At 62.0% G+C, this 15,589-nt stretch carries 17 protein-coding genes; 10 read left to right on the forward strand and 7 right to left on the reverse strand.

From position 1 onward, the window contains the following. Positions 1 to 96: 96 nt before the first annotated feature. Genes QCE79_RS27765 through QCE79_RS27780 form a run of 4 tightly spaced genes read left to right on the forward strand, consistent with a single transcriptional unit; the run spans position 97 to position 4,683 of the window. Entirely contained in the window at positions 97 to 1,185 is a 1,089-nt protein-coding gene (locus QCE79_RS27765; RefSeq protein WP_250493198.1) for an HlyD family secretion protein, read from the forward strand. A 4-nt stretch (positions 1,186 to 1,189) separates the two neighbouring features. Continuing rightward, positions 1,190 to 2,764 carry a DHA2 family efflux MFS transporter permease subunit gene (locus tag QCE79_RS27770; protein ID WP_309849377.1) on the forward strand — a complete coding sequence of 525 codons (1,575 nt, stop codon included), beginning with the start codon at positions 1,190 to 1,192 and terminating at the stop codon, positions 2,762 to 2,764. Between the two features lie 12 nt (positions 2,765 to 2,776). Continuing rightward, the gene (locus QCE79_RS27775; RefSeq protein WP_309849383.1) at positions 2,777 to 4,237 is read left to right on the forward strand and encodes an efflux transporter outer membrane subunit; all 1,461 of its coding nucleotides are present in this window, start codon (positions 2,777 to 2,779) and stop codon (positions 4,235 to 4,237) included. Beyond that, positions 4,234 to 4,683 (forward strand): PaaI family thioesterase, encoded by a 450-nt coding sequence (locus tag QCE79_RS27780; RefSeq protein WP_244828636.1) that lies wholly within the window; start codon positions 4,234 to 4,236, stop codon positions 4,681 to 4,683. Before QCE79_RS27775 ends, QCE79_RS27780 begins: the two co-directional genes overlap by 4 nt. A 42-nt stretch (positions 4,684 to 4,725) precedes the next feature. Here QCE79_RS27780 and QCE79_RS27785 read toward each other — a convergent pair whose 3' ends face one another. Beyond that, the gene (locus QCE79_RS27785) at positions 4,726 to 6,054 is read right to left on the reverse strand and encodes an aspartate aminotransferase family protein (protein ID WP_250493201.1); all 1,329 of its coding nucleotides are present in this window, start codon (positions 6,052 to 6,054) and stop codon (positions 4,726 to 4,728) included. Positions 6,055 to 6,217: 163 nt separating this feature from the next. Here QCE79_RS27785 and QCE79_RS27790 point away from each other — a divergent pair, with 163 nt between their 5' ends. Further along, the gene (locus QCE79_RS27790) at positions 6,218 to 7,627 is read left to right on the forward strand and encodes a PLP-dependent aminotransferase family protein (protein WP_309849388.1); all 1,410 of its coding nucleotides are present in this window, start codon (positions 6,218 to 6,220) and stop codon (positions 7,625 to 7,627) included. A 17-nt stretch (positions 7,628 to 7,644) separates the two neighbouring features. Here the strand turns inward: QCE79_RS27790 and QCE79_RS27795 are convergent, their stop codons facing one another. The 5 genes from QCE79_RS27795 to QCE79_RS27815 all read right to left on the reverse strand — a co-directional run bounded on the left by QCE79_RS27795 (position 7,645) and on the right by QCE79_RS27815 (position 10,689). Then, positions 7,645 to 8,043 (reverse strand): hypothetical protein, encoded by a 399-nt coding sequence (locus QCE79_RS27795; RefSeq protein WP_309849391.1) that lies wholly within the window; start codon positions 8,041 to 8,043, stop codon positions 7,645 to 7,647. A gap of 112 nt (positions 8,044 to 8,155) precedes the next feature. Then, positions 8,156 to 8,923, reverse strand: coding sequence for a methyltransferase domain-containing protein (locus tag QCE79_RS27800; RefSeq protein ID WP_309849393.1), 768 nt, complete (start codon positions 8,921 to 8,923; stop codon positions 8,156 to 8,158). Between the two features lie 10 nt (positions 8,924 to 8,933). Continuing rightward, complete coding sequence (locus QCE79_RS27805; protein WP_250509891.1) at positions 8,934 to 9,713, reverse strand: ABC transporter substrate-binding protein; 780 nt, start codon at positions 9,711 to 9,713, stop codon at positions 8,934 to 8,936. 119 nt (positions 9,714 to 9,832) lie between these two features. After that, positions 9,833 to 10,237, reverse strand: a complete 405-nt coding sequence (locus QCE79_RS27810; RefSeq protein WP_250493346.1) for an Hsp20/alpha crystallin family protein — start codon at positions 10,235 to 10,237, stop codon at positions 9,833 to 9,835. 17 nt (positions 10,238 to 10,254) lie between these two features. After that, the gene (locus QCE79_RS27815) at positions 10,255 to 10,689 is read right to left on the reverse strand and encodes an Hsp20/alpha crystallin family protein (protein WP_250466646.1); all 435 of its coding nucleotides are present in this window, start codon (positions 10,687 to 10,689) and stop codon (positions 10,255 to 10,257) included. A gap of 261 nt (positions 10,690 to 10,950) precedes the next feature. Between QCE79_RS27815 and QCE79_RS27820 the strand changes: the two genes are divergently transcribed. Genes QCE79_RS27820 through QCE79_RS27830 form a run of 3 tightly spaced genes read left to right on the forward strand, consistent with a single transcriptional unit; the run spans position 10,951 to position 13,636 of the window. Continuing rightward, a complete protein-coding gene (locus tag QCE79_RS27820) occupies positions 10,951 to 11,931 on the forward strand; it encodes a 2-dehydropantoate 2-reductase (RefSeq protein ID WP_309849398.1) in 981 nt (326 codons plus the stop codon). A gap of 44 nt (positions 11,932 to 11,975) precedes the next feature. Further along, entirely contained in the window at positions 11,976 to 12,401 is a 426-nt protein-coding gene (locus tag QCE79_RS27825) for a nucleotide pyrophosphohydrolase (RefSeq protein ID WP_250510275.1), read from the forward strand. A gap of 59 nt (positions 12,402 to 12,460) precedes the next feature. Next, positions 12,461 to 13,636 (forward strand): acyl-CoA dehydrogenase family protein, encoded by a 1,176-nt coding sequence (locus tag QCE79_RS27830; protein WP_309849401.1) that lies wholly within the window; start codon positions 12,461 to 12,463, stop codon positions 13,634 to 13,636. 36 nt (positions 13,637 to 13,672) lie between these two features. Here QCE79_RS27830 and QCE79_RS27835 read toward each other — a convergent pair whose 3' ends face one another. Continuing rightward, the gene (locus tag QCE79_RS27835; protein WP_309849403.1) at positions 13,673 to 13,936 is read right to left on the reverse strand and encodes a DUF4148 domain-containing protein; all 264 of its coding nucleotides are present in this window, start codon (positions 13,934 to 13,936) and stop codon (positions 13,673 to 13,675) included. Between the two features lie 388 nt (positions 13,937 to 14,324). On the opposite strand from QCE79_RS27835, the gene QCE79_RS27840 reads away from it, so the two are divergent. Together QCE79_RS27840 and QCE79_RS27845 are read left to right on the forward strand one after the other, a co-directional pair. Next, positions 14,325 to 14,564 carry a hypothetical protein gene (locus QCE79_RS27840; protein WP_244828611.1) on the forward strand — a complete coding sequence of 80 codons (240 nt, stop codon included), beginning with the start codon at positions 14,325 to 14,327 and terminating at the stop codon, positions 14,562 to 14,564. Positions 14,565 to 14,856: 292 nt separating this feature from the next. Beyond that, positions 14,857 to 15,318, forward strand: a complete 462-nt coding sequence (locus QCE79_RS27845; RefSeq protein ID WP_309849407.1) for a DUF3293 domain-containing protein — start codon at positions 14,857 to 14,859, stop codon at positions 15,316 to 15,318. Positions 15,319 to 15,589: the final 271 nt, after the last annotated feature.

Raw genomic sequence — 15,589 nt, forward strand, 5'->3', positions numbered from 1 at the left:
GGGTGCATATGCACATATAGTCTTTCGAGTCATCATGCGCGGCTCGAAACGCGCGCTATTCCGTTCACTTTCGTGCATATGCACAACGACTCGCAAATGACGACTCCATCGACCAATCTTCCTTCGGCCACTTCGCCCGCAGCGGCCGCGAAGCCGCGCCGGATATCGTGGATGCTGCTCTCGCTAGGACTTGTCGCGATCATCGTGATTGCGGCTGCGGCGTACTGGGCGCTCGTGCTGCGCTTCGTGCAGACCACCGACGACGCTTACGTCGGCGGCGATGTCACCGTGCTCGCCCCGAAGGTCAACGGCTTCGTGACGGATGTGCTCGTCACGGACAATCAGCCGGTGAAGGCAGGCCAGGTGCTGATTCGCCTCGATGCGCGCGACTACGACGCCCGCCTGGCGCAAGCGAACGCGGAAGTGTCGAGCGCGCGGGCCGCGGTCGATGAACTGCGCGCCAAGGACGCGTTGCAGGCGGCGGTCATCAACCAGCAGCAGGCGGAAGTGCGTGCTTCGTCGGCGGAATTGTCGCGCAGCACGTCCGACCGTTCGCGTTATCGGGAACTCGTCAAGGACGACGCGGTGTCGAACCAGATCGTCGAACGCGCCGATGCCGACTATCTCAAGGCGCAAGCGGCGATGGATCGCAGCGGCGCATCGCTCGTCGCGGCAAAACGCCAGTTGACGGTGATCGAAGCGCAGATTGCAGACGCGCAAGCGCGCGTGCAGACCGCCGAAGCCGCGCGGCGCGTGGCCGAACTCAACGTCGAATACACGACGATCCGTTCGCCTGTCGATGGCTACGTGGGAAATCGCACGGCGCGCGTCGGCGTGCTCGCGAACGTCGGGACATCGTTGTTGACCGTGGTGCCCGCCACGGGCCTCTGGGTCGACGCCAACTTCAAGGAAGACCAGCTCAAGAAAATGCGCGCCGGCGATGAAGCCGATGTGAACCTCGACGCATCGAGCGTGCCGCTGACGGGTCACATCGAAAGTCTCGCGCCGGCCACGGGCGCGACCTTCAGCGTGCTTCCCGCCGAAAACGCCACCGGCAACTTCACCAAGATCGTTCAGCGTGTGCCGGTGCGCATTCGTCTGGACGTACCGAAAGGCATGGAGCACGTGTTGCGGCCCGGCCTTTCCGCGACGGTGAAGGTTCATCTCGACAAATCGCGCGGATAAGACGATGACACAGACCGCTCCCTTGGACCCGGCAAGTCAGCCCACGCGTCAGCGCGTGCTCGCGTTCGCGCTGATGTGCCTCGGCTTTTTCATGGCGACGCTCGATATTCAGATCGTCGCGTCATCGCTCAAGGATATCGGCGGCGGTTTATCGGCGAGTCAGGACGAGCTTTCGTGGGTGCAGACGTCGTATCTGATCGCGGAGATTCTCGTCATTCCGATGTCGGGCTGGCTCTCGAAAGTGTTCTCCACGCGCTGGCTGTTCGTGGCATCCGCGGTGGGCTTCACCATCACGAGCATGTTGTGCGGCATGGCGTGGGACATCGATTCGATGATCCTCTTTCGCGGCATGCAGGGCGCGCTCGGCGCCGCGATGATCCCAACCGTGTTCACGACCGCCTTCGTGCTGTTCCCCGGCAAACAGCGACTGATTGCATCGACAACTATTGGCGCGCTGGCCTCGCTCGCGCCTGCAATCGGACCGGTGATCGGCGGGTGGATCACCGATCAATGGTCATGGCACTGGCTCTTCTATCTGAACGTCGTGCCGGGAATCGTGGTCGCGGTGCTGGTGCCGAAATACGTGCATATCGATTCGCCCGATCTTTCGCTGCTCAAGAAGGGCGATTACATCGGCATCGCGCTGATGTCCGGCTTCCTCGGCTGTCTGGAATACGTGCTCGAAGAAGGGCCGCGCAAGAACTGGTTCGGCGACAACGTAATCGTGGCCTGCACCTGGATTTCGGCGATCTGCGGTTTCCTCTTCCTCGTACATGCGTTCACCGCGAAAGAACCTATCGTCGATCTGCGCGCGCTCGCGGTTCGCAACTTCGCAATCGGCAGTCTGCTCTCATTCGTGACGGGCATCGGCATCTTCGTGTCAGTGTTTCTGACGCCCGTGTTCCTGAGCCGCGTGCGCGGCTTCGACTCGTTGCAGACGGGTCTCGCGCTGCTTTCCGTCGGCTGCTTTCAGTTGATCGCGCTCGGGGCTTACGCGTTCGCCACGCGCTTCTTCGACATGCGCATCTTGCTGGTTTTCGGGCTCATCTGCTTCGGCGCGGGATGCTTTCTCTATACGCCGCTCACGCATGACTGGGGCTGGCAGGAACTGCTTTTACCGCAGGCGTTGCGCGGCATCGGGCAACAGTTCGCGGTGCCGCCCATCGTGACGATGGCGCTCGGGTCGTTGCCACAGTCGCGGCTCAAATCGGCGAGCGGACTGTTCAATCTGATGCGTAATCTGGGCGGCGCGATCGGCATTGCAGTGAGTGCGACCATGCTCAACGACAGGCTGAACCTGCACTATCTGCGGCTGAGCGAGAGCGTGACCGTTGGCCGGCCTGTCATCGAGCAGATGCTCTCGCGCAGTTCCGCGTATCTCGCCGCCGCCGCCGGCGATGCGCTCGATGCATCGCAAGCCGGGCTCGCTTCGCTGCATGCGCTCGTGTTTCGCGAAGCACTCGTTCTGACTTTCGCCGACTGCTTCTATTTGCTCGCGCTGTGCTTTCTCGTCGGTATCGTCAGCGTGATTTTTTCGAAGCCGATTGCAAGCGCGCCGCCTTCGTCCGATGCGCATTGAGTGAATACGACCATGAAGAAGCTTCTCATCGAATTTCTGGCCTTGAGCGCGTTCAGCGCGTTGAGTGCTTGCGCCGTGCAACCCGCGACGCACGCCGATCTTCCGGCGACGGTTCAGACGACGGCTCCTGTCGATTGGAACGTGGACGTGCCCGCCAATACCGCCGATCCGGCCGCATGGTGGAATCAGTTCAACGACCCGGTGATGCATGAACTCGTCGCGTCGGTGCTGAACGGCAATCTCGACCTCCAGGCCGCAGTGGAGCGCGTGAAGCAGGCCGAGGCGCTCACCACGCAACGCCGCGCTGCCTTGCTGCCGCAACTCGACGCGAACGCCACGGCGTCCGATACGCGCCAGAACACGCCGCCGCCGCTTGGCTACGTGCGTCAGGCGGGCGTCGGTCTCGCACTGAGTTGGACGCCGGATGTGTTCGGCGGCGAGCGGCTCGAATTGCTGGCGGCGCAGGCGCAACTGGTCGGCCGCGAACACGCGTCGGATCAACTGCGTCTTGCACTCGCTGCCGATACGGCCGCTGCTTACGTCGATTTACGTTGGGCGCAGGCCGAACTCAAGATTCTGCAAGACAACGAGGCGATCCGCGAACGCGCGCTGAAGCTCACGCAACGCCGCCTGCAATTCGGCTTGTCGACGAAACTCGACGTGGCGCGCGCGCAGAATCAGCTCAGTGATCTGCAATCGCGCATGCCGCGCACGCAGTCGACCATTCAGCATCAGTTGAGCCTTATTGCCGTGTATTCGGGCCGCACGCCGGAGTCCATCGACCAACTGATGCTCGCCAATCCCGGCGCATCGCCCGTGATTCCCGTCCCTGCCGAGGGCGCGCCGCAATTGCTGCCTTCCGAAGCGCTGCTGCGTCGACCCGATGTGCTGGTGGCCTACGCGACGCTTCAGCAACGCGCGGCGGAAGTGGGCGTGGCGCGCGCGGAGCGCTATCCGAAGTTCTCTCTGCGCTTGTCGGATGGCTTGCTTGCATCGTCTTATCTCGGCTTGCCGACGCTCACCGACAACCTGTTTTCGGCCGCGCTCAACGCCACGAGTCCGATTTTCAACGCGGGGCGTATCACGGCCGAGATCGAACAGAACGAGAGCAGGATGCGTGAGTCGGAACTGCATTTGCGGCAGACCCTGCTCGAAGCGCTCAAGGACGTGGAAGACACGCGCAGCGACCTCATCAGCACGACCGAGCAGAGCGCGAGATTGACCGACGCGCTCGGTGCATCGGGACAGTCGCTCACGCTTTCGACGCAGCTCTACAAGGGAGGCGCGGCAAGCTTTCTGGATGTGCTCGATGCCCAACAGTCCTATCTGCGCGACGCCGATGCGCTGAACCAGGCGAAGCGCGAGCACGCGCTCGCGGCGGTGGCGCTGTATCGGTCGCTCGGCGGCGGCTGGAGCGTGACTAACGATGACGATCCCATCAAGACAGCGAGTCTCAAGGAGTACACGAAATGAGCTTGATCGACGAAACCGCACCCGGCCTCGACGGCCTCGCTCAATTGCGCCGGCTGATCGCTAGCGGCCGCAAGCCCGGCATATTCGAGTCGCTCAGGCTCGACTTCGTGGAAGTGGAGGCGGGCAGGGCCGTGTTCGAAGGCATACCGGGCGATCATGCGTATAACCCGATCGGCACGGTGCATGGCGGCTACGCGGCCACCTTGCTCGATTCGGCATGTGGATGCGCGGTGCATTCGTGTCTGACCGCGACACAGGCCTATACGACGCTCGAGTTGAAAGTGGCCTATCACAAGGCCGTGACGCGCGATTCCGGTGTAGTGCGCGCCGAAGGACGCGTGCTGACGATGGGGCGGCGCGCGGCGTTTGCCGAAGCGACGCTCAAGGACGCGAGCGGAAGGTTGTTGGCTTCGGCGACATCGACGCTGCTGGTCATCGAACGGTGAGAAGGCCCGGCATCCTCGAATCGGGATGCCGGGCAATGGCGCTTACTTCACGCTCTGCAACACCTTGCGCACCGTGCCGAAGATATGATCGATCTGATCGTCCTCGACGATCAGCGGCGGCGAGAACGCGAGGATATCGCCGGTGTAGCGCACGAGCACGCCTGCCTCGAAGCACTTCACGAACACTTCATAAGCACGCGCACCCGGCGCGCCTTCACGCGATTCCAACTCCACGCCCGCGACGAGTCCGAGATTGCGGATGTCCTTCACATACGGCGCATCGCGCAACGCGTGCACGGCGCTTTCGAACTTCTCCGCCTTCGACGCCGCGCGCTCGAACAACTTGTCACGCGCATACAGATCGAGTGTCGCGACAGCCGCCGCGGTTGCAACAGGGTGTGCCGAATACGTATAGCCGTGGAACAGTTCGATCGCGTTCGCCGCGCCTGCATCGACGATTGCGTCGTGCACCTTGCGATGCGCCGCGACCGCGCCCATGGGAATGGTGGCGTTGTTGATGGCTTTCGCCATGGTGATGAGGTCCGGCGTCACGCCAAAATACTCGCTCGCCGTGGCCTTGCCCAGACGCCCGAAGCCGGTGATGACTTCGTCGAAGATCAGAAGAATGCCGTGCTTCGTGCAGATTTCGCGCAGCTTCTGCAAGTAGCCCTTCGGCGGCACCAGAACGCCAGTCGAACCCGCGAGCGGCTCGACGATGACCGCGGCAATCGTCGATGCATCGTGCAGCGCGACGATACGTTCCAGTTCTTCCGCAAGATGCTCGCCCCACGCGGGCTGACCCTTGGAAAACGCGTTGTGCGCGAGGTCGTGCGTATGCGGCAAGTGATCGATCGACGGCAACAGCGCGCCCGAGAAGGTTTTGCGATTCGGCGCGATGCCGCCCACCGAGATGCCGCCGAAGCCGACGCCGTGATAACCGCGCTCGCGGCCGATGAGACGCGTGCGCTGACCTTCGCCGCGCGCGCGATGGTAGGCAATCGCGATCTTCAACGCCGTATCGACGGATTCGGAACCGGAGTTCGTGAAGAAGATGCGATCCAGTCCTTCGGGCATCAGGCCCGCGACCTTGGTGGCCGCCTCGAAGGCAAGCGGATGGCCCATCTGGAAGGTCGGCGCGAAGTCGAGCGTCGAGAGCGCCTTCTGCACCGCTTCGACGATCTCGTCGCGGCAATGGCCTGCGTTCACGCACCAAAGGCCCGCGCATCCATCGAGAATTTCGCGGCCGTCCGTCGAGCGGTAGTACATGCCTTTCGCGCTTTCGAGCAGGCGCGGTGCGGCCTTGAACTGACGGTTGGCGGTAAAGGGCATCCAGAACGACGAAAGGTCTTCGATGACGGGGCGGGCATTCATATCAAGTCTCCTCAAGGAACGGTCACTCTATTCCTCGACAAAATGGCGAGGCATAGACAGTTGGTTCACTGCATTGCCAACTGTGCTGGCAAAATGATGCAAACTGTAGTGGCGAGCGCGGCGCATATTCATCGAGTCCCGCGTGTTTCGACTATCCATATACATGATAGAACTCAGGCTCGAACGCGGCTCGCGTCATGCGCCGACGCTCGTCGAACAACTCGTGCAGGCTTTTTCGGGCGCTATCGAGGCCGAGACGCTGCGCGCGGGCGCGCTTTTGCCCTCGGTGCGCCGGCTCGCCGAGTCGCACGCGCTCAGCACGTTCACGGTGACCGAAGCGTATGGCAGGCTCGTGTCGATGGGTCTCGTCATCGCGCGGCGCGGTTCGGGGTATCGCGTGGCGGTGCGCCAGAAAAGCGAGCGCGTGCGGGCCGTCGAATGGCAGCCGCCTAGTCTCACGGCGACCTGGCTGCTCTCGGATGTCTTCGCGGATCATTCCGTGCCGATCAAATCCGGCTGCGGCTGGCTGCCGAACGAATGGGTCAACGAAAGCGGTTTGCAGCACGCGTTGCGCGCGGTGAGCCGCGTGCCGGCGGCGCGCATTGCCGATTACGGGCGGCCTTATGGATTTGCGCCTCTGCGCGAACGCATTGCGGAGCAGCTCGACCGGCACGGTTTGCCCGTCGATGCCGCGTCGAACGTACTGTTGACGGCCGGCGCCACGCAGGCGCTCGATCTGATCGTGCGCACGCTGCTGCGCCCGGGCGATGCGGTCGTCGTCGAAGATCCCGGCTACTGCAATCTGCTGCAGATTCTGCAGCTCGCGGGTCTCGACGTGCATGGCGTGCCGCGCACCGTGGCGGGCATCGATACGGAAGCGTTCGAGCGGATTGCGATCGAGCATCGGCCGAAAGCGGTTTTTCTCAATACGACGCTGCAGAACCCGACGGGCGCGACGTTGAGCATGGCGTCGGCGTTTCGTCTGATGCAGATTGCGGAGCGCCACGGCATGTGGGTCGTCGAGGACGATGTCAATCGTGAACTCGCGCCGCCCGGCGCGCCCTTGCTCGCGGCGATGGAAGGGTTGCACCGCGTGCTGTATGTCGGCGGTTTCGCGAAGACCATCACGCCTTCGTTGCGATGCGGTTATGTCGTCGCCGAGCGCGAAGTGCTGCGCGAACTCGCGCGCACGAAGATGGCGGTGGGACTGACATCGTCGGAGACGACTGAACGGATCGTCGAGAAAGTGCTGACCGAAGGCCGCTACGCGCGGCATGTCGAATTCGTCGTGGAAAAGCTGAAGGACGCGCACGCGCTCGTGGAGGAGCGCATGGATGCGCTCGGCATAGCACTGTTCCGCCGGCCGCGCGCGGGGCTGTTCGTATGGGGCGAATTGCCAATCGATCCCGCCGATTCAGGCGACATCGCAACGCGCGCGTTATCGCATGGAATCTGGCTCGCGCCTGGCTCGTACTTTCGCCCGGGCGACGCCGAGAGCGCGTCGTTCCGCTTCAACGTCCCGTATTCGATGGACGATTCGCTGTGGTCGTTCCTAGAAGGCGCGATTACGTAGGCAACCGCGATGCAGCCTCAAGCACTTCCGCTGGACTCATGCGTGCGCTGCCTCGCGATGTTCGCGTTGCGTGGCGGCGTCACCGCTGCGCTCACATCGGAAGGATTGCGCAGACCATGCCGTGTCTCGCGCGACGCGGCCAGATGCGCCTGTAGCCGCTCACACACGTCTTTTCTGCGTACGGGATTGAGCGGATCGCACAGACGAATGGTGAGCGTGCAAGCGTCGATATGCTTGAGACGATTGGTGGCGGGCTCGAGCGCCTCCCACAGCACGACGGTGTGCGTGCCATCGGAAACCTGCACGACCTGAAAACGTGCAAGATCGATCTTGGTCAATTCATGCGGTTCGATCGCCTGATGCATGGTGTCCTCGACATTAGCCGGCTGGGTGAGCGAGAGCAATGCAAGCACCATGCCGAGATGCGCAAAGCACGTCGGATGGTCGAGCGCGTTTCGAGGCGCATTCGCCCGCGTGCAAAAAGGACAACGCGCGCTTCAAACTACGCGCCCCGTCTTCGTGCACGCGTCATTTCCTGACCGCAACGAAGGCCGCAGTCGTGTAGGGCACAGTGACGACATCCTTGCCGCGCAACTCCGGTTCGGCTTCGATCAACGCGCGTACTTCATCGTCGATGAGCACGCGTTCCGCTTCCGGCAACGCCGCGATAAAACTGGTCGAGCGCACGCGATGCACGATCACATCGTCGGGGGAACCGGTGTGTCCGATCGAAAAATGGGTTTCGGCGAGCGCGTCGAAACCTTTATGCGGAAACGCGTGGCGCCATTCGCCTGTATAAAAGCGCGGCGCGTCGCCCTCGTAGCGGTTCACGATGGCGTCGAGCTTCGCCACCCACGGCACACGAAAGTCGCGCAGATTCCAGACGAGGCCGAGCTTTCCGCCCGGCTTCAACACGCGATGAATCTCGCTCAACGCTTCGCCGTTCGCAAACCAGTGGAACGACTGTGCGCACACGACGGCATCCACCGATGCATCGTCAAGCGGAATGGCTTGTGCGGCGCCTTCCAGCACTTCCACACCCGGCTGCGCGGCGGCGAGCTTCGCGCGCATCGAAGCGACGGGTTCGACGGCAATCACGCGCGCGCCGGTTGCAACGAGGCGCGGCGTGAACTTGCCCGTGCCCGCGCCCAGGTCGACAACGCTCGCGCCCGGCCGCAAGCCGAGCGTCTCGGCGAGCCAACCCGCGAGTTCGGGCGGATAGTCGGGCCGTCCGCGCACGTAGCTATCCGCGTTCGCCGTGTAGCCGACGCTTGCGGCCTGATGAACGTTGGTCATGGCAGCTCCTTCATTCGCCATAGATATCGAAATCGAAATACTTTTGCTCGATGCGCTTGTACGTGCCGTCCTTGATCATCGCGGCGATGGCGCCATCGAGCTTCTCCTTCAAGTCGGTGTCTTCGCGACGCAAGCCGATAGCCGTGCCCGGTCCGAAGATCGCGGGGTCTTCGAGCGCGCCGCCTGCGAATGCGTAGGGCTTGCCGCGCGGGGTATCGAGAAAGCCGCGTTCCGCTTGCACCGCGTTTTGCAGCGACGCGTCGAGCCGGCCCGTGAGCAGATCCGCATAGACCTGATCCTGATCCGCATACGACACGATGGTCACGCCCTTCGCGCCCCAATGCGCCTTTGCGTATGTCTCTTGCATCGACCCTTGTTCGACGCCCACGGACTTGCCCGCGAGCGATTCGGCCGTAGGCTGGATGTGCGCATCGCGCTTCGAGACGAGACGCGTGGGAACGTGGAAGAGCTTGCTGGAGAAGGCGATCTGCTTGACGCGCGCGGGCGTCATCGACATGGTGGAGAGCACGCCGTCGAACTTGCGCGACTTGAGGCCGGGAATCATGCCGTCGAAGGCGTTTTCGACCCACACGCATTTTGCTTCGAGCCGCCGGCAGAGTTCGTTGCCGACATCGATATCGAAGCCGACGAGCGTTCCATCGGGCGCTTTCGATTCGAACGGCGGATAGCTCGCGTCCGTGCCGAAGCGAATGGTCGACCAGTCTTTTGCATGCGCGCTGACGGCTACAGTCAGCATGGAGCCCAGCAACACCGTCAACAGCCTCTTCACGATTAAGTCCCTTGTTTGAGTTTGATTGCTTGTGACCGCCCTGGGATTATAGAGGCTCGTGCAGACGAAAAACGGCCGCGTGATAGCGGCCGTTCATTATTGCTGAGACATCGAAGCGCTCAACTCGCGCGCACTTCCACGCGACGCGGACGCGCTTCTTCACGACGCGGAATGGTCAGCTTCAGCACGCCGTTCTGCAGGTTCGCATCGATCTTCGCGGTGTCGAAGTCGTCGCTTATCGTGAATGCGCGTGCAAAGCGCGGCACGCGCAATTCGGCGTGATGCACACGCAGCGACGCCGTGACAGGCACGATTGCCTCGGCTTCGATGGTGAGACGCGAGTCATGTACTTTCACATCGAGTTTCTCGCGGGGCACGCCGGGCAGGTCGGCCCACAGCGTGATGCCCTGACTATCCTCGACGATATCGACCGCAGGCGTGACCGTCGTGCGGCGCACGGTGTCTTCCTTCCTGCGTGCAACTTCGTTTGCCTGACGCTCGGTGATTTGCGTGGTGTCGTTCATCATGTTCTCCCTGTGCCTTACTGAATGGTGATGGCGCGCGGCTTGGATGCCTCGCGCTTGCCGATGACGATAAACAAAGTGCCGTTTTCATAACGCGCTTCGACCTTGTCGGCATCCGCGTTTTGCGGCAGTTCGATCACGCGGCGAAACGCGCCCGTGAAGCGTTCCCTCGCGTAGGTGCGCGAGCCTTCGGTCAATGCTTCGGCGCGCCGTTCGCCGCTGATGGTAAGCAGGCCTTTGTCGACCGTCACGTCGAGCGATGCCGGCTCGACGCCCGGCACGAATGCCACGACTTCGATGGCCTCGTCGGTGCTGCCGACGTTCAGCGAGGGAAACGCATCCGCGCGGCTGGCGCGAATGCTGGAAGGCAGATTGCCGAGAAGCGAAGACATCTGCCGTTGCACGCGGTTCAGATCGCTCAGGAAGTCGCCGCCAAAATAAAAGTCACTCATGATTCGGTCTCCGATGTTACGGCCGTCAAGCCGGCAGCAGGAAGTTGAGATATGTCACCATGACAGCGCGCTGGTTCGCTGCCTCTGCATGCAAGGTAGGTGCGACGGCTATCGTTTCAATATCGAAAAGCGTATTTTGAGCGGGAATATTTATTCGCTTTCGTGCTCTTGAAATGCGCGTCGGCGCGCCTAGATTGAACCGTTTCGGCATGCGCCAAGCTCTTACAATGAAGTCCGACAGTTCAGACGAGGAGACGAGACATGAAGGTGTGCATTTATGGCGCAGGCGCGATCGGCGGCTGGATCGGCGTGAAGCTCGCGCAGGCGGGTTGCGATGTCAGCGTGGTCGCACGCGGCGCGACACTAAACGCCATTCGCGCGCACGGTCTGCAACTCGTCGAGAAAGATGCGACGCATGCCGTGAAGGTCGCGGCAAGCGCATCGCCCGAAGAACTCGGTGCGCAGGATCTCGTCGTGGTGGCGGTGAAAGCGCCCGCGATGGAAGCCGTGGCCGCACAGATCGCGCTGCTTTTGAGCGAAAAGACCACGGTTCTGAGCGCGATGAACGGCGTGCCGTGGTGGTTCTGCGAAGGCCTGGGCGCCGAGTTCGCGGGCAAGCGGCTGAGCTCGATCGATCCGCACGGTGCCATCGCCGCCGCCATTCCGGCCGCGCAAACGGTGGGCTGCGTGGTCCACGCGAGTTGCTTGGTCGAAGCGCCGGGCGTGATCCGGCATCATCAAGGCAAGGGTCTCATTCTCGGCGAGGCGGCGGGGCAGTCGGGCACGCGTGCCGAAGCGCTCGTTTCGCTCTTCACGAAGGCCGGGTTCGACGCGACGCTCTCGCCGCAGATTCAGCGTGACGTGTGGTTCAAGCTCTGGGGCAACATGACGATGAACCCGATCAGCGCGATCACCGGCGCGACCACCGACCGCATCCTGAGCGACGATCTCGTGCGCGGCTTCGTCACGAACATCATGCTGGAAGCGAAGCAAATCGGCGCGCGCTTCGGCATTCCGATCGAGCAGAATCCGGCGGATCGCCATGCCGTGACACTCAAGCTCGGTGCAATGAAAACCTCCATGCTGCAAGACGTGGAAGCGCGTAAGGCCGTCGAACTGGATGCGCTCGTGGCGTCGGTACGCGAACTGGGCGCCATGACCGGCGTCGCCACGCCTTTCACCGACGCCTTGCTCGGCCTCGCGCGTCTGCATGCGCGCACGCTGGGCCTTTATCCCGCATAACGACACAACGGCATAGCGGCATGACGACACGTCAAAGGATGGCGATGGATCAGCACAACGCGCCAGAAGGCCGAAGCGAACTCACGGAAATGCGCGACATGCTGCGCGAGTTCGTGCGCGAGCGGGACTGGAGCCGCTTTCACTCACCGAAGAATCTGGCGAGCGCGCTTTCAGTCGAAGCGAGCGAATTGCTCGAACCGTTCACATGGCTGGCCAGCGGCGACAAGAGCGAGCTGGACGAGACGAAGCTCGTGGCGATTCGCCACGAAATGGCCGACGTGCTCGCGTATCTCGTGATGCTCGCCGATTCGCTCGACGTGGATCTGCATCGCGCGCTCATCGAGAAGATGGCGTTGAATCGCGCGAAGTATCCGGCGGACATGGTTCGCGGCGATGCCCGCAAATACTCCGAGTACAAAGCCGCAGATAACAAAGCGGATGAAAACAAAGCGGCCGGGTACAAAGCCTGATGACGCGCCGTTTCGCGCGCGGTTAAGCTTGTGGATCACCGCCTTCAAAGGATTTGCCGATGGACTTCTCCCTCACGCCCGAGTTGACCGAATTGCAGGCGCGCGTGCGTGCCTTCATCGCCGAAGAGATCGTGCCGCTGGAAAGCGATGCGCGCTGCACGCCGCATGGCCCGGACGAGTCGCTGCGCGCGGAACTGATCGCCAAGGGCCGTCGTGCGGGACTTCTGTCGAGTCACGTATCGCCGGAATTCGGCGGCCTTGGGCTCAATCATGTCGCTAAGGCGATCCTTTTCGAGGAAGCGGGTTATTCGCCGCTCGGTCCGGTCGCGCTCAATATCGCCGCACCGGACGAAGGCAACATGCATTTGCTCGAAGCCGTCGCGACGCCCGAGCAGAAGGAGCGCTGGCTACGTCCGCTCGCTGCGGGCGAGATTCGTTCGTGCTTTTGCATGACCGAACCGCCGCCGGGCGCGGGCGCCGATCCTTCCATGCTGCAAACGCTTGCCGTGCGCGATGGCGACGGCTACGTGATCGACGGCGGCAAGTGGTTCATCACGGGCGCACATGGCGCGGCGGTCGCGATCATCATGGCGCGTTTCGAGGACGGCCCCGCGACCATGTTCCTCGCCGATATGAGGAGCCCCGGCATCGTGATCGAGCGCGCAATGGATTCGCTCGATACATGCTTCCCCGGCGGCCACGGCGTGGTGCGTTTCGAAGGCTTGCGCGTGCCCGCGCAAAACGTCCTTGGCGAAGCGGGCGAGGGGTTCCGATACGCGCAAGTGCGCCTGTCGCCCGCGCGTCTCACGCATTGCATGCGCTGGCTCGGCGCGGCCCGGCGTGCGCACGATGTCGCCACGGCGTATGCGCGTCAGCGTCAGGCGTTCGGCAAGTCGCTCGGCGAACACGAGGGCGTCGGCTTCATGCTCGCCGATAACGAAATGGATCTGCACATCACGCGCCTCGCCATCTGGCATTGCGCGTGGGTGCTCGACCAGGGCGTGCTCGGCAAGCACGAATCGAGCGTCGCGAAAGTGGTGTCGTCCGAGGCGTTATGGCGTGTCGTGGATCGTTCGGTGCAAATGCTCGGCGGACAAGGCGTCACGCACGAAACGGTCGTCGCGCGCATTTTCAGCGACATGCGCGCATTTCGCATTTACGACGGTCCGTCCGAAGTGCATCGCTGGAGCATCGCGCGGCGTATCTTGCGCGGTCAGCGGCCGCGCGCGGAGTAACGCGCGAGTACCGTGCTCAGGCAGCAGAAACGCTACCTAGTTCGCACCGGTCGCGCGTTGCGCTTGCCGTTGCTGGGAGACGATCTGTCCCGCGCGCATGGCATTGTCGGGATAGTTCAGCCAGTCGTTCGGATCGTAGCCGGCCGCGCGCCAGGCGAGAAACTCCTGCTTGACCTGAGCGCGTGTCTTCGGCGCGGAAGGGTCGCCGATCGGCGCGACCGGCTGGGCGAGCGCGCTCGCGGCACATGAGACGACGGTCGCAAAAAGTATCAGATGGGAAATACGAAATTTAGATGCCATGGCGATCACCTCGCATCGCGTCGAGCGGTTATTCCATTCTAGGCGACGGACACACGGCGGACACGTTAGAAGCGCCACTTATCCGCATCGAATAGAGGTGTTTTTGGCGAGATAGCCTTGAGTCAATACGGGTGCTTCATTGTCGATCTTCCGTCTATCTCGTGTAAAAGGTTCCGCAATGATCGGCCTCGTCGGATCGGTACCACGCCTCGGGAAACCCCGTGTTGCAATGCAGCATCCCATTGCGTATGCTGTTCTGAGCGGGGCGGCTCACAGCCGCTCAAGAATATCAACAGACATCGACGCAATAACAAAGCGCCCGTTTTCGAGGGCGTTCGTCGAGGAGGCAGGTTAGCCTTACGAACGTCAGCTTGAAGGAGCCGCAAACATGGACTTGACCTTATCGTCTCTGCCGACGCTGCATGTTTTTTATCAGGAAGGCGGCTGGCATTGGGCCATCACCGTCGAACGTGCCGCGGGTGTCGGCATGAAAATCGCCGCTTATAGCGACGAAGGTTTCGATACGGAAGAGGAAGCGCGCGAAGACGGCGAGCAAGTGCTTCGCTCCGACGACTGGCGTTCGCGTCAAATCTTCAGCCGCGGCGAGCGGCAGCAGGGTTGCACATAACGGACGATCGTCGGGCCTCGTTGCTTCTCTGTCTTCTAGCTTCTCTGCGTTTTATTTTCGGCTGCGTTATGCGTGACACGCTGCGCGTCGTTATCGACACGAATCGCATGGGTCGATGTCTCTCTGTTTCTCTCTCTCGATGCACTCCGCTTCGCGATGCCTTGCATAAATTCGCTTCGCCGTGCGGTAGTCTGCGTTTCATCGATCCGCTAAGTCGAGCGCGGTAAAGTTCGAGATGCAACGTGCGTCTTCAGCGCATGCTTTCTCAGCCGCCGATCCGCGGATTACCTACATGAACCACGACGAGCACCAACGGTTTCAGCCCAGCCCGAGCCTTTTGGACGCGACGCGAGATAGTTACCGCGAGGCGATTTATCGCATCGATATCGAGCCGGTCGTGGAGATGAAAATCGGCGAGCATAATGCCGATGTTGCTTCACTTCTTTCAAGGCATCATGTCTTTAGCGCGGTGTTCGTGACGGCCTTCAATCCATTCGGACACGTGCTTAAACCGGCGCATAACGCAAAGCGGCAGTGCTTGCTGATCGACCATATCGAACGAGCGGGCTTGCATGCGCTGCCCGGAGCCGGCATCGATCCGAAGGGAAAGTGGACCGCCGAAGCAAGTCTCTTCGTCCTCGGCACGACACCCCAATTCGCAGATGCGCTTATGCAAAAGTTCGAGCAGAACGCCGTGGTTTATGTCGATGCTGCAGGTCTGCCTTGTTTGCTGTGGCATCCGGTTTATCGTTGATATCGGTATTCGCCGTTGATTCTCCATCACTGGGTTTTCTGACTGACCACATCGCATGATTCGGACAGGTGGTGCTATGTGCACGCGCCAGTTGCTAACGTGATCGTCCATAAGACACGCAACGCAATTGCAAGTAATGCGTGGCACGCGCGACAAACGTAGACAGTTTTCGACACCTTCGTCGACGATGTCTGCATGCCTTCTGCCCGATCGATTTGCCAACACTACCGAACGCTTCGGACCCGATACCGCGTTTTCAGTCCGCGTCTTG

It is taken from the genome of Caballeronia sp. LZ003 (assembly GCF_031451465.1).
In the GTDB taxonomy this organism is placed as follows: domain Bacteria; phylum Pseudomonadota; class Gammaproteobacteria; order Burkholderiales; family Burkholderiaceae; genus Caballeronia.